This is a genomic window from Emergencia timonensis (assembly GCF_900086585.1).
In the GTDB taxonomy this organism is placed as follows: Bacteria; Bacillota; Clostridia; order Peptostreptococcales; family Anaerovoracaceae; genus Senimuribacter; species Senimuribacter timonensis.
This window is the reverse complement of sequence record NZ_FLKM01000009.1, coordinates 140,992-155,254: the sequence shown is the minus strand read 5'-3', so window position 1 is coordinate 155,254 and position 14,263 is coordinate 140,992. Positions and strand designations below refer to the sequence as shown.

13 protein-coding genes are annotated in these 14,263 nt (G+C 49.9%); 1 reads left to right on the top strand and 12 read right to left on the bottom strand.

What is annotated here, in order from left to right; translation table 11 throughout:
- Positions 1-26 precede the first annotated feature (26 nt).
- The 4 genes from BN6539_RS11660 to BN6539_RS11645 all read right to left on the bottom strand — a co-directional run bounded on the left by BN6539_RS11660 (position 27) and on the right by BN6539_RS11645 (position 2,922).
- A complete protein-coding gene (locus BN6539_RS11660) occupies positions 27-827 on the bottom strand; it encodes an ABC transporter permease subunit (protein WP_067538586.1) in 801 nt (266 codons plus the stop codon).
- On the bottom strand, positions 824-1,714 hold the full coding sequence (locus BN6539_RS11655) for an ABC transporter ATP-binding protein (RefSeq protein WP_067538583.1): 891 nt from the start codon (positions 1,712-1,714) through the stop codon (positions 824-826). Before BN6539_RS11655 ends, BN6539_RS11660 begins: the two co-directional genes overlap by 4 nt.
- Positions 1,711-2,328: a TetR/AcrR family transcriptional regulator gene (locus BN6539_RS11650; protein WP_067538580.1), complete on the bottom strand. Its 618-nt coding sequence runs from the start codon at positions 2,326-2,328 to the stop codon at positions 1,711-1,713. The genes BN6539_RS11655 and BN6539_RS11650 overlap by 4 nt, the downstream gene beginning before the upstream one ends.
- Before the next feature lie 141 nt (positions 2,329-2,469).
- Complete coding sequence (locus tag BN6539_RS11645) at positions 2,470-2,922, bottom strand: PaaI family thioesterase (protein WP_067538577.1); 453 nt, start codon at positions 2,920-2,922, stop codon at positions 2,470-2,472.
- A 180-nt stretch (positions 2,923-3,102) separates the two neighbouring features.
- Between BN6539_RS11645 and BN6539_RS11640 the strand changes: the two genes are divergently transcribed.
- Entirely contained in the window at positions 3,103-5,682 is a 2,580-nt protein-coding gene (locus BN6539_RS11640) for a right-handed parallel beta-helix repeat-containing protein (protein ID WP_082907493.1), read from the top strand.
- Between the two features lie 132 nt (positions 5,683-5,814).
- On the opposite strand, the gene BN6539_RS11635 is transcribed toward BN6539_RS11640, so the two are convergent.
- The 8 genes from BN6539_RS11635 to BN6539_RS11600 form a co-directional block, all read right to left on the bottom strand.
- Entirely contained in the window at positions 5,815-6,141 is a 327-nt protein-coding gene (locus BN6539_RS11635; RefSeq protein ID WP_067538571.1) for a hypothetical protein, read from the bottom strand.
- 274 nt (positions 6,142-6,415) lie between these two features.
- Positions 6,416-7,531 carry a DUF917 domain-containing protein gene (locus tag BN6539_RS11630; RefSeq protein ID WP_067538567.1) on the bottom strand — a complete coding sequence of 372 codons (1,116 nt, stop codon included), beginning with the start codon at positions 7,529-7,531 and terminating at the stop codon, positions 6,416-6,418.
- Between the two features lie 2 nt (positions 7,532-7,533).
- On the bottom strand, positions 7,534-8,526 hold the full coding sequence (locus BN6539_RS11625) for an ABC transporter ATP-binding protein (RefSeq protein ID WP_067538564.1): 993 nt from the start codon (positions 8,524-8,526) through the stop codon (positions 7,534-7,536).
- Positions 8,527-9,522 (bottom strand): ABC transporter ATP-binding protein, encoded by a 996-nt coding sequence (locus BN6539_RS11620; RefSeq protein ID WP_067538560.1) that lies wholly within the window; start codon positions 9,520-9,522, stop codon positions 8,527-8,529.
- 14 nt (positions 9,523-9,536) lie between these two features.
- On the bottom strand, positions 9,537-10,451 hold the full coding sequence (locus BN6539_RS11615; protein WP_082907492.1) for an ABC transporter permease: 915 nt from the start codon (positions 10,449-10,451) through the stop codon (positions 9,537-9,539).
- Positions 10,452-10,474: 23 nt separating this feature from the next.
- Positions 10,475-11,482, bottom strand: coding sequence for an ABC transporter permease (locus tag BN6539_RS11610; protein ID WP_067538556.1), 1,008 nt, complete (start codon positions 11,480-11,482; stop codon positions 10,475-10,477).
- A gap of 78 nt (positions 11,483-11,560) precedes the next feature.
- The gene (locus BN6539_RS11605; RefSeq protein WP_067538553.1) at positions 11,561-13,222 is read right to left on the bottom strand and encodes an ABC transporter substrate-binding protein; all 1,662 of its coding nucleotides are present in this window, start codon (positions 13,220-13,222) and stop codon (positions 11,561-11,563) included.
- A 50-nt stretch (positions 13,223-13,272) separates the two neighbouring features.
- Positions 13,273-14,247 carry a beta/alpha barrel domain-containing protein gene (locus BN6539_RS11600; RefSeq protein WP_242869406.1) on the bottom strand — a complete coding sequence of 325 codons (975 nt, stop codon included), beginning with the start codon at positions 14,245-14,247 and terminating at the stop codon, positions 13,273-13,275.
- Between the last annotated feature and the right edge of the window lie 16 nt (positions 14,248-14,263).

The following is a 14,263-nucleotide window of genomic DNA, read 5'->3' as shown; positions in this document are numbered from 1 at the left end:
TGGAAAACTCTCTTTTATACTGCCAGTTATACGGATAAATCCTTTTTTATGAAGATCAGGCCTCCCGCCGCATAGAATATCAGCCAAATCAGAACCATCGTGATGCAGCAAAGCGCCACATTTCCCGTACCTGCTAAAATATCCTGGCCGGGCATCAGAGTATAAATCGTCACATACCTCAGATTTTCCAGCTTATCGCCCATGTTGGCCATCATTTGAATGACATAAAAGACCAAAGGCAGTCCCCCACCCAAAGCCAGATACCATCTGCTTTCATTAAAGAAACAGGCGGCAAACACACAGATTCCACTGATTGCCAGGTCAAACAGAACGACTGCTCCATTGAGCTTTAGATACCTTGTGACGTCCAAATCTCCGGGAAACATGACGGCGCTGCTGACGCAGCCGATTGCAGTAGAAATCCCGATCAGTACGACGACCAGAATCGTAACTGATAACATCTGCGTGAAAATCACTCTCTTTCTCGAGTTAGCCGTAGCCAGTATACATGCAATCGATCCGTTGTCCACATAGCGCATGATGAATTTATTTGCCAGCATAATCACATAGATGATCGGAATGAACAGCATGATGAATCCATATAGGTACGTGTGGATAAACTCGATCAAAGTACCGGTACTGCCTGTCATCCCTACAGCGGCCATTAAATCCGGCATGATGTCCTGGAACTGGTCCAGGGATTTGCTCAGTTCCGGATCGTACATCCAAATGATCATCACACTGTACATAGCCAAAATTGCAATAAAGGGAATCATCAGTTTAAAGCCTGACCACAGGCTTCGTTTTAATAAAGGTGTGGAAATCATTTTGCCGCCTCCTCTCCATAATAATGCAGAAAGATTTCTTCCAGGGACGAGGCTTTTATGTCCAGGTCCCGCACCTGGTAGCCTGCTATCGCCTTCAAGAACCCGTCGACATCGCCAGATAAAACCACGATGGCGGTGTTTCCCTCTGCTCTGGCGATTTCAAAAGGCTCCGATGAGAACCGCTGCCGTTCTTTTTCGCTGTCAAAGGTGATGACAAAGGATTTCTGTTTTTTGGCTTTCAACGAGGCCATATCCTCAATGGTAACAATCTTTCCGTCTTTAATGATGGCGGTTCTGTCGCAGGTTCGTTCCACCTCTTCAAAGATGTGGGAAGACATGAAGATGGTCTTTCCTTTTTGCTTCTCTTCTAAGAGAAGCTCGACGAATTCATTCTGCATCAAAGGGTCCAGTCCGCTGGTGGGCTCGTCTAAAATGATAACGTCAGGGTCGTTCATAAAGGCGCAGACGATGCCGATCTTCTGTTTCATTCCCTTGGACATCTTCTTGATTTTGCCCTGGGGGTTGAGGCCAAACCGCTCCATCAATTCATCAATACGATTTTGATCGCTGACACCCTTTAACTCGGCGATGAACTGAATCATCTGCTTACCCGAAAGGTCGTCGAGAAAAGCCAATTCCCCGGCCAGGTAACCCAGGTTTTGATGAATCCTGGCAGCGCCTGTAAAGCAGTCCAGTCCGTCGATTTTCACTTGCCCGGCATCCGGCTTGACAAATCCCAGCAGGTTTCTGATGGTGGTAGTCTTCCCCGCCCCGTTAGGTCCCAGGAAGCCAAAGATTTCCCCCCGCTCCACGCTGAGGTTGACATCGAAGATGCCTTTGCCGCCGCCATAATCCTTGGTCAGGCGGCTTACTTCAATTACGCTCATTGATATTCCTCCAAATAGTGGTTCTTCTTCCAAAACTCAATCAATTCTATAAAATCTTTTTCCCATTGATCGATATCCGATCCCTTCCCTCTCAGTTGATGCAGCATATAGCCTTCGCCAATCCAGATACTGAGCTTTAACAGCATGGCCGCATCTGATTCTTCCTTGAACTTGGATTTGTCAATCAGCGAAAGAAGTTTTTCGGAACTAGCGTCGATCAGCCCTGTCAGTTTAGGACCCAATTTGTCAGCCAGCTCCGGTTCATCTTCAAAATACGCCCGAATTAGAAACTGGTTCATATAGGTGTACTCCCTCGCCACCTGGCATTTTACCCGGACCGATTTCCGAAACATCTCCATAAAGTCCGTTTCCTTCATGATGTCTGCTTCCCTTAATTTCCGCAGTTGGGTACTAATGGCATAATCGTACAGGAAAAGATACAGTTCTTTTTTATTGTGAAAGTAATGAAAAAGCAATGACTTTGAGATATTTGCCGCACTGGCGATCTCCGACATCGGCGCCTTCTTGTATTCGTTCTTGGCGAAGACTTCCAACGCCGAATTGATGATACGGTCCTGTTTGTCTTTGGGCAGCGCCCAAAACTTTTCATTCATATCTGCCTCCATTTTTTGTCGTATACCGAAACGGTCAATGAGTTTTCTCTATCGTAAACCCATTGACCGTTTTTGTGAAGGCCTTATTTCAATAATTTAAAGAGGCGCGGCGCGCCTTTGATTTGGGACTCCAAGCAGCTGTTATACTTGCAGACCCTTGGCTCTCGATTCTGTCAAAACGAAACTGGCCATGGACGTGGCACAGACCACGCCGGTTTCTGCATCGATTGCCTTGCCCACGCTGCGAGCCATCCTTCTGCCGATCTGCGTGTACTCGGCCCTGATGATATAGCGCTTTCCGTTCATCGGCTTTAAAAAGCTGACTGAGATGTCTGTGGTCGATACCATCTTCTGGGTAATCGCTACCGCCCCCATACCTAAACCTGTGTCAAAGAGCGTGCAGATTGCGCCTCCATGAACGCCGTTATAAGGATTCAGGCACCATTCTTTCACATCAAAAGCGAATTCAACAAATCCTTCTTCCCTGCTACAGTCTACTAACTGTAAATTCAGCCTGCAGTTCAGCCGTTCTGATTGCTGCCTGTTGTCCTCCAGGATTTCTTCTATCTCCTTCGCCAATTCCTTGTCTTTCACTGCTGTCATCTCCATTCTATTCAAACTGCAATATATTTTATCACACTTGGATTGGAACCGCAAATTTAAAAGATGAATATGATAAAGTAATATCGCTGTCATTTTATTCTACATATCGAGCAATCTGGTGTAAGACGCACACCGTTTAAAAACTTTTCAGCCGTCAGCGTCAACGGCAGAATGGAGATTAAAATGACACAGGTATCTAACGAATCCGATTTTCGCGCGGCCTTATCCAGGCAGGAATCCCCTATCGAAATCACTTCTGACTTTTCTCTTTCTTCTCAGATCCAAATTACCTATGATGTCACGGTCAAGTCTGTTGCCGGCAGTATTTTTACCCTGACCCGCGGCAGCAGCTTTTTCAGTTATCTGATCAGAATAGCAGGCGGCGTCCTGACGCTGGAAAACATCGTCATCGATGGGGACAAAACAAATCATCCAATTACCAATGAGACAAACCGCTCCCTGGTCTTTGTGACGGGAGGCACTTTCATACTCGGCGACGGCGCAGTACTGCAGAACAATAACGCTTTTCGTGAAGGCGGCGGCGTCTATCTGTCAGGCGCGGTCAATTACACCAATACCATGGTCATGAACGGCAGCGCCGCCATCGTCGGCTGTCACTCTGAATCGAACGGCGGCGGCATCATGTTTGCGGCCCGGCATAAAGAAGACAGGATCACAGTCACCGATGACGCTTTGATTCAAAACAACTCCGCCCCCAATGGCGGCGGTCTCTACCTTCGTTCCTATGACCAAAACACCGGTATCGACGTAGAGATTGACGGCCGAGCTAAAATTACTGAGAATACTGTCACTGGTAATGGCGGCGGTATTTATTTCTCAGGTTTTCGCAACAATGGCCCTCTGTCCAGCCTGACCATAACTGATGATGTGGTCATATCGGAAAACCAAGCCCTTCATGGCGGCGGTCTCTATTTTTTCAGCGCCAGCGACGGCGACATTCTGCAGATTCAGCCTCAGGTTTCCATCTCCCAAAATACCGCCTCTCAAAATGGCGGCGGCATCATGATTACAGCCGCTGTCGGTCAGGTGGATTTCAGTCTTGAAGGGGTGGATCTGCGGAATAATAGGGGCGGCACTGGCGGCGGTCTCTATCTGTTGACAGACACAGGGGCAGAGGTTCACATTGCAGAAAGTACCATCACAGACAACCATGCAGTCAACGACATCTCCGGCACTGGCGGCGGTATTTGGGTCCAAAACCGCGCAGAAGGCAGTCTCTTAACATTTTCCCTTGAAAACTCGACAATTGAAAGAAACACGGCAGCTCTTCAAGGCGGCGGCATTGCACTGTGGGGCGGTTCCGGCGGATTCCGTTTTGACGCCCTCAATAATAAGGTGCACGGCAACACAGCACAGACCAATGGCGGCGGATTGCTTCTCAGCAGCGCTGGTGTTGCCTTGCTAACCTTCGAAGGCAATACCGTCACGCAGAATTCAGCCGATAGCAACGGCGGCGGTCTCTATTTTGCCAATCTCACCGACACCGCCAGCAGTCGTCTGGAAATCAACGGAGACAGATTCCAAGAAAATACGGCAGGAGCAGAAGGCGGCGGCATCAGGCTCACTGCCAGCTTCGGCACTGTTGAAACCCTTTTAACAGACTGCACCATTTCGGCTAATATGGCCCTAAGCAGCAACGGCGGCGGCATTTGGGCCGGTGGCGCAGGGAACCGCCTCACTTTGCAGGGCAATACCATTGTCACTGAAAACACGGCAGAAAGCAGGAATGGCGGCGGCATCTACTTCAACAGCACGACTGGTACTCTCGTACTGACAGATCAGGTCGAAATCACCGCTAATCGAACCAGCGGTAGAGGAGGCGGGGTCTGTGCCTTTACCGGCAGTCTGCATATGGACGGCGCTGTAGAAATTGCCTATAACACTTCCCAAAATTGCGGCGGCGGTATCAGCGCATCTGAAGGCGCTCTGGTCACCGTGGAGAGCGGAACGATTCACGATAATACCGCTTTAGGCCAGGGAGGCGGAGTCTGGGTCCGCGGAGGCAGTGTTTTTGCCATGAACGGCGGCTCCCTTTATGGCAATCATGCCGAAATAGGCGGCGGTCTCTATAACGATGTGGAATCCACCGCCCGCATCACAGGCAATGCTTTCATCGGCAGTCCCGGACCAAACACGGCCGATAAATATGCTCCTGGGATTTACAACGAAGGTATGCTTTATGTCAGTGGGAACCGCCATCTTTCTAACGGCGTTTATCTCACCGAGCAGATGGCGGCCGTTCGCATCGAGGGACCGCTGGCACCAGGTTCAATCATTCAGCTGGACAATTCCGACTACGTCACCGCCAATTCAGAGGGAATCCCCATTGTAGTCGGTGTCGTCTCTCCTCCCTATACGACGTTGACGCAGCAGGATGCCGATGCATTTCAAAAGCCGCCTGCCGGCTTTGAGGATTGGGAGATTCGCCTCAGCGACGATCAGTCCCAGGTTCTTCTGGCGCCTGTTCTTCACACAGATTATACCGTCACCTTCAAAGGCAATGACGGCTGGTGCTGTCCAAAAGCCTGTCATATTCCCCGGCCGCTGACTGTCACGTCAGGTACAAGTGTGACCATTCCAAGGCGGAAACCGCTTTGGTGCAATCACCGGTTTATAGGTTGGAACACGGCCTCAGACGGCAGCGGTATTTTCTTTCAGCCCGGCGGCGTTATCGACAATATCAGAGAGGATCTTACACTCTTCGCAATATGGAAAAGATGTTGGTTTTAAGTGTGAAACCGCAGACAGAAAAACCGTCCCACGAAAGGCTGAGAAGACCTTCGTGAGACGGTTTTATCAAAATCTGGCCGGCAGGGGGAAATTTCAGACCCGAAGCAGTTAACTTTTGCGTAGCAGCCCCTTTCAAGGGCGGTCTTTTCTCCGTTCTTCTTTGATCTTGCCGATGACGGTATGCTCCGTCAACCCCGACAGTTCGCACAGTCTTTGATTGACCATCTCCCTGAAGCAGGCAGGAAGATGACCCTGGTGCCCTCGATGAGCAGCCACGCATTCTACACAATTACCGTGCTTTTCACAAGAACTGGTACAGCTGCAGTAGTCCTCGCCGTTGGCGATGGCAAGGCGCAGTTCTTCGGTAAATTCCTCTTCCAACCGGGCGGCAAGAACACGATCTCCCTGGTCGTAAGCTGCCAGCGCCGCCTTTTCTTTTTTGTTTCCGTCAATCTTCATGATGTAAACCTATCCTTTCTCATACGACAAACGCCAAACCAGTCATAGGCTGGGGCGTTTTAGCATAAATTCTGCCTTTTTGCCCCAAGCTTGCTTGGCTAGGCAAAACGGACAGCGCAGGGAACAGCAGTTCCCGGAGGAGAGAAGCGTTGTCACGCAAATTGAAGTCCCAGCCCGGTTCGTCCAGGCAAACCGTGGCAGGTCTCATGCAGCGAATTCCCAAATCTCTGATTTGGCGAATTCGACTGCCGCCTGGGGCTCTTTGAACAGAATGTCATAGTTCTGCTTCTGCAAAAGGAATGTAGTCGAAGTCAAAGCCGAAGTAACGGGGGCCGAAGGACTCTATAGGTTTCTCTTCGTGATAGAAATCATAGGCTGACGTCACAGCAATCCCCACATACTTTCCATTTTCCAGGTGAGAGTTGAGCAGCGGTTCTTTTTCTTCCAGGTCGATCAGTGAAATCAGATCCGGGCTTGTCACTGCCGGACGTCCGTCAATCCAGAGAATGTGATTTTCGTTTTTGAACCAGATTTTATAGAGTCTGCCGTCATCGCCCAAAATCTCATAAGTGCCCCAGTAATAGCCGCCCTGATCCTTTGTCTGCATATTTTGCAGAATTCCTCTGCCGACCACCTTCCCGCCGGCAGCCTCTACCGCCGCTGCAAGCACATCTTCGGCCTGCCTCATCGCTCTGCCTACCTGGTAAGCTTTGGACAACGTCCGCGGCACGAGGATGGTTTTCAGTTCTTTGCCTGTCATCAGATAAGCAGCCTCCGCCATTTCTCCATAGGCCGCTTCGCTGAGGAACTTGCCGATTCGCTCTGCCGCTTTGGTATGCATAGTCTGGAAGGTTGCATTCCTGTTTCCCCAGGCGTCAAAGTAAGCCGCAGGCAGAAAGTCCATGCCGCGGATTGCCGCAAGCCCCTGGGTCATCTCTGGAACGGCTCTCCCTGCAGGGTCACCGTCGATGACAGGAATGCCCATTTTGTATGCGGCGGCCATACAGCAGCCTGCATTAGAACCGCCGGGTTCTGCAATGTACAGTCCCTCAACAGCCTTCCCGCTCACTTCTTCTAAGGTCCGTACCGCACCCATCAAAATTTCTTCTAAATAATACTTCCGATCCAGGTACCCCAGCGACTCCATCTCCGCCAGAGTTTCTGCCGTTTTCGGTGCAATACTGCCCATGAAAAATGGACAGCAGTATAAAGCATCGTCTTTGATGTCGTCAGGATCCAGCAACGTCATAGGCAGCCCCATTGACAGACAGTCCAGAAGCGACGTCCTCCCGGCGCTGACCTCCCCTCCGCCGCCCGTTCCATAAAACGCACATCCCTTTAAAAGATCTTCGATATCTTGTTCATTCTTCAAGCAAAATTGTTCTTGCATCTCTATTCCTCCATTTTTGATTTACACAGATGGCATCTGACCGTATGATCTGCAGCATAGGTCACCATCTGCGGGTCAACCTGCCTGCAGATTTCCATAACGAAAGGACATCTGGTATTGAAGCTGCATCCCTTTGGCACATTGACCGGACTGGGGATTTCCCCTTCAGAGTGAATCTGTGTGGGTTTCAGAGCCTCCTCTGCTTCGGTGACCACAGGTATCGACGACAGCAGCATTTTCGTGTACGGATGCTGCGGATTTTGGAAAAAGCTCTCCGTCGGCGCGATTTCAGCAATCTTCCCTAAGTACATGATGGCGACTCTGGTGGATACATTGCGCATCAGACTGAGGTCGTGGGTAATGAACAGGTAGGTCAGATTCAATTCCTTCTGCAGCTTCAACAGAGTGTTAATGATCTTTGCCTGCACTGATACATCTAAAGCGCTGGTCGGCTCGTCCAGAATGATCATGGACGGATTTGTCGCAAGGGCTCTTGCAATGGCCACCATCTGACGCTCTCCGCCGCTGAGCGTGGACGGATACTTATACATGTATTCATAGGGCAGTTCTACGATATCCATCAGCCTCGCTACATACTTCACATATTCACCGGCTCCGCAGACCTTGTGCACCTTTAGCGGCAGCGATAAGATATCAAAGATATTTCGCTGCGGGTTCAAAGATGTCCCCGGGTCCTGGAACACGATTTGAATCTCCTTCTTCAGTTCCAGGGGACGTTTTGCCAAAGGCATGCTGATATCCTGCCCTTTGAAGCATACCTGTCCTTCCGTCATCGCCTCCATGCCGATGACGTTATAGGCAGTCGTGCTTTTGCCAGATCCCGATTCTCCTACCAGTCCCAAAGTCTCGCCCGCTTTCAGTTTGAAGTTGATTCCATCGATGGCTTTTACAAACTGTTCCTTCTGCCCGCGCACGGGAAAGTATTTTTTCAGATCCGTCACTTCCAGAACATATTCGTTACGTTTCTCCTCCACCTATCTCACCTCCTCATACAGATAGCATGCGACAAAATGCTCCGGCTTCACTTCGTACAGCGGCGGCTGTGACTGCCTGCACCGCTCTGCCGCGTGAGGGCATCTCGGTGCAAACCGGCAGCCCTTTGGCGGATCCATATAGTTAGGAAGATGTCCCGGTATGCCCGTTGAAATGCCTCCTCCGGAGAGCTTTGGCACACAGCCCATCAGTCCTTTGGTATAAGGATGAAAATATTCGCGGAACAGATCCTCCGACTTTGCAACCTCCACCATGTTGCCCGCATACATCACGTAAATTCGATCCGCCATCATCCTGGCTACTCCCAGAGAATGGGTAATCAGTATGAGGGAGCTCTCTTTTTCTTCCACTCTCTGTTTGAGTGTCTTCAGCACCTGATCCTGTATGGTTACGTCCAAATTTGTCGTCGGCTCGTCAGCGATGACCAAGTCTCTCGGTGTCGCAAGGGACATGGCAATACAGATTCTCTGTCTCATACCGCCCGACAGCTGGAAGGGATAGCTGTCCATAATCCGCTCAGGGTCCGGAAGCTGAGTCTCTCGTAATGCGGCGATGGTTCTTTCGGTCTGCACGCGTTTAGCCTTTGCTCCTTCAATACCGGAATAGCTGACGATTTCTTTCATCTGATTTCCCACAGTAAACACCGGATTCAGCGAAGCGATGGGATCTTGAAAGATGATGGAAATCCCCTTCTCTCTCAGTTTCTTCAGTTCTCTTTTGTCCATCTTCAGCACATTTTCACCCTGGAAGTACACTTCTCCCTGATCCACCCTCGCCTGTCTCGCCAGAATCTGGGCGATGGTATATACTGTCGTCGTCTTGCCGCAGCCAGTCTCTCCCACGATACTGATTTTCTCACGGCGCTTCACATGGAGGTTTACCCCATTCAAAACCTTTGTATAACCCTTGAAGGTTCGGAAAGAGACGTAGAGACCTTTCAAATCCACAATCAAGTCTTCCTTATGATTTGTACGCATTTCTCTTTCCTCCTTTATTCATTGTCCGAAAGCATATCCTTGATTCCATCCCCTGCCAAGTTGAACCCCAGTACGATCAACATGATGGCAAGGGCCGGGAAAATGGACATCCACCACTGATCCGGCAGATAAGCTACACCGTCAGATACCATTGCGCCAAGGGACGGTGTCGGCGGCTGTTCTCCCATGCCGAGATAGCTCAAGGTAGCTCCAGCCATGATTGCCCAACCCATGTCCAGGGTGACTTTCGTCAGCACAGGTCCCAGGGCGTTGGGCAGGATCTCGCGAAACAGGATATGCGCGTTGCTGGATCCAGTCACCTCTGCAGCCCGAATGTACACCTCATTTCTCGAGGAAACTACGATGTTGTTTACAAGCCTGGTATACCAAGGCCACCAGGATACGCACAGGGCCAGCATGGCGTTCATCAAAGTCGGTTTCATGATGGATGACACGCACATGACCAGAATCAATGCCGGCAGAGCGAGAAATACGTCTGCCAGGCGCATGATAAAATTCGATATAAATCTGCCGTTAAAGTAGCCGGCGATGAGTCCCAGGATTCCTCCCAGTGGCACGACGACAGCCAGGCAGCCGATTCCCATCGTAAATGCCCCGCGGAAGGCATAACAGATACGGCTGAAAATGTCTCTGCCCGTCGTATCCGTTCCCATCAAATGTGACAGCGATGGTCCCTGGTTTGCCTCATTGAATTTCACTACTGATCCGATATCTTCCGGATACGGGGCTATGAATTCATAGAATACTGCTATAAATAAGATCATCAGTATGATGGCAAGGCCTGCAACCGAAACCTTGTTGAGCGAGAACTTGTACCACAGTTTCCTGGCGTTTTCCAGGCGGTTTTTCTTTGAAAGCCTGTCCGTATCTACCGAGGAAACATCGATGATGTAACTTTCCTTGTTCATTTTTTTGTTCTCCTTTCCGTTCGTTATGACAACCTCGCCCGCGGATCAAGCCAGCGTATGACCATATCAGAGATGATGTTGAAGACCAGTATGATCAAGCCGTCCACCATGATGACCGCCGAAACGGCAAATACGTCTTTGTTCATCATCGCCTGCAGGCCGTAGTTTGAGAGGCCCGGAAAACCGAAGATCTGCTCTACCAGATAAGCGCTGCCAAAAATGCCTGCAATATCCAGTGACATGGTGGTAATGGTGGAATTCATCGACGGCTTGAGCAGGTATTTGAACAAAATCTTATTTTCGGGAATGCCGTAGGCTCTCTCTGCAAAGGCATAAGGCTTTTCCGTATTTTCAATCATGCTGGAACGAGTGATTCTGGCAGCCTGGCTGATACCGGCAAAAGACAGGACGACAGACGGCATGATGATATGCTTGAACGCGTCCCAGGCTCCCGCCAGATCCCCTGCCAATATGTAGTCCAAAACATACATGCCGGTCACGTTTGGCGGCGGACTGAACCCTGCGCTGATGCGTCCTGATATGGGCAATATCGGAAAGATATAGGCAAATACCAGCATGGCAAACACCGCCCATAAGAAGGCTGGCGCCACGATTCCAAAATAAGAAGATACCCTGATGATCGCATCCTGCCACTTTCCAGCATACTTGGTGGAAATGACGCCGAGTATCAGTCCGAAAATGATGAGCAGCAGGGCTGCGATAATCGCCAGCTCCGCAGTTGCAGGCAGATAGCTCATGATATCCTCCGATACCGGCCGCTTGGTAATGATGGACTCACCAAAATCTCCACTTACCATATCTTTTAGCCAGTAACCGTACTGCACGACGATGGGCTGGTCCAGGCGCATCTCCTGGCTCAAAGCAGCAACAGCCGATTCAGGCGCTCTGGCCCCCAGCGCCATCCGCGCAGTATCCCCAGGCATCACCCTGACGATGACAAAAATTAAGACCGATAGGCCAAACAGCACCAGGATATAGGAAAATATCCGTTTTATAAGTTTAATAGCCATAGACCCTCCTTTGTAATTTGGGGAGGGAATCAACAGGTTCGATTCCCTCCGCAGACGTTCTGCTTTTATATAGAGCCGCTATTTTTTCACTTCGAATTCTCTCAAATAGTAAGAGTACCCGCCAGCGTATACGAAGGGCTCTCCTGAAGCGAATTTTTCTGCTACTGGGAGTTTGACAATATTGTCTGATCTGTAAGCAAAACTAGAGGCGATATCGCCTACCCAGATGGTAGGACACAGGTCGATCAGTTCTTCAGAAATCTTTTCATATGCTGCGGTTCTTTCCTCTTCGTCAGCAATAGCCATGGCATCGGTAATTTCCTTGTCGATTTTGTCGCTCTGCAGCCATTCCATCTGCTCCCAGGAACCGCAGGAGGATGAGTGATATCGGGATTTTAGGAACACGCCGCCATCCAGGTATGGACCGGCAAATACTACGAAGGCTGCATTGGGTGTGGTTTCTACGGTCGCCGCGTCGGTCATCATGGTTGCAAAAGGTTTTCCGGCGATTTCACAAGTGACGCCGATCTTGTCAAGTCCCGACTGCATCAGCAGCGCTAACTTCTCCTGGTTATCTCCACCCTCTGAACAATAGGTCAGGGTGATTTTCTTCTTTCCACTGATTAAGTCATCGTAATACTTGGACTGTTTCAGTTCTGCTTTGGCTTTATCCAGATCATAAGCATATGGATTGCTGTCCAGTGAGCCCGCGATGCCAGCCAGAATCGGTCCGGTGGCTTTTGTACTTCCCGGATAGATGCTCTCACATACCTGCTCATAATCGAGGGCATACGCCATGGCCTTTCTGACGTGGATATCGTCGGTCGGCGCCGATTTTGTGTTCAGTGCGATATTGAAATTGTTGCCGGTCTGCGTCCTCACCAGCTCTACGCCATCGGCCTTTGTCATGGCCTCCAGGGATTCGTTTGTCTGGGTATCGTCAGTCAGATCCAACTCATTTCTCGTAATCATGGTGCGCACTGTGGTGCCATCAAGATTTCCCATCATCACTGCGGTGGCCGGTGCGCCGGCATATTCATCCCAGCCCTGCCAGTAATCCTCGTTCTTTTCCATGGTCAGAGAGTCCTCCGTACGCATCTCCTTCACCTTATATGGTCCAGAACCGGCATCGTTGGTCTGCAGCCACTTTTTCCCATAGTCACCCTTATCGCCATACGTGTCTTTGCTGGTATCCAGGTTTTTCATGACCAGATCCTCTTCCAGAACATAAAGCCTGATCAGCATGTTAGGAAAAGTGCCCGAAGGCGAATGCAGAGTGAATTTCACAGTCTGATCATCAACTGCTTCCGTAGATTTCAGCAGATCCGTGAACAGGTAAGCGTAACCTTCGCCCATGGTAACCAGCCTGTCCATACTGAACTTGACATCGCTGGCCTTCACCGGGTTTCCGCTGTGGAACTTGGCGTCTTTATTCAGATGGAAGGTATACTCTGTACTGCTGTCATTGACGTCCCATTTCTCTGCCAAAAGCGGCTCTACCGAACCGTCCGTGTTGGGATAGGTCAGACTATCGTAGAGATTGAGCATGGCGATGGTATCTGCCGACTTGCTCCCCACGCCAGGGTCGATGGCCGCCGGCCAGTCGATATTAAAGGTTACAGAGTCCTTGCCTTTCGTCTCTGTGCCGCTGTCCTTGTCTCCTCCGCCGCAGGCAGATAAGGAAACCAGCATTGCCGCCGCTGTTACTACTGCCAGTAACTTCTTAAACTTCTTTTTCATAATTCTCTCCTTGTTATCATCATTTCTGCAACAACTATTTCTACTTTCTTTTATATAACCTGTCTCGCCAAAGCCGCCAGGTACGAGTCTAATCTTCTGCCCAAAATCTTCTCCAACATGTTGCATATTTTGATTGTCTTTTCCGTATCAATCCCAGTGTCAATTTTCATGATATCCAGCATTCCTGCGAAGTCGCAGGTTTCTACCAGGCCTGTGCGGCAGTCGTTATAATAATAGTCTCCCGTACCTTTGCAAGGAACTTTGTCAACGATGTTGGCTACCTGGCCGCCGATTCCGCCCAAAGTGCAGTCAAAGGCTGTTACACCGGCCTCCATAGCCGCATAATACGCAGCCAGTCCCATGCCTCTTACGTCGTGTACATGAAAGCTGTGCATTCGGCTGTCCGGATAGAAAGAAAATATCTTTGTAAAGTATTCATAAACGGCATCCGGCGCCGCCGTCCCTTCTGTATCAGAGTGTTCAATTTCGTCAAAGCCTAAATCAAAAACTCTGTCGCAGAATTCATAGGCGGTTTTTAAAGGAACTGCTCCCTGTACCGGGCAGCCGAATATGGTGCCTACGTTGGCAAAGACTTTCTTCACGCCAACGCTGTGCAGAAGCTTCACATTCCGCTTGGCTTCCGCGAACAGTTCTTCATGAGTTCTATTCATATTCTTACGCGCATAGGCTTCACTGGTCGCAAGCTGTCCGCATAGTACGCGGTCAATTTTCGCTCCCTTGTCGAGAGCGGCTGCTACACGCTCGCAGGCTTTGGTATTCAAAGCGAGAACGGTATATTCTACGTCGTCCCGTTTGGGCAAATTCTCCAAAACATCCTCGATATCTCTGAACTGGGGCACGTATTTCACATGACTAAAACTTCCGACCTCGATATGTTTAAATCCTGCGCCGATAAGCTGGTTCGCGATGTACAGTTTGGCCTCTGTGGGAACAAAAATTTCCTCATGCTGCAGCCCGTCTCGCAAAGTCACATCCAGGATATCAATATGATCTATTTTCTCCATGGTCAACATCCTTTCT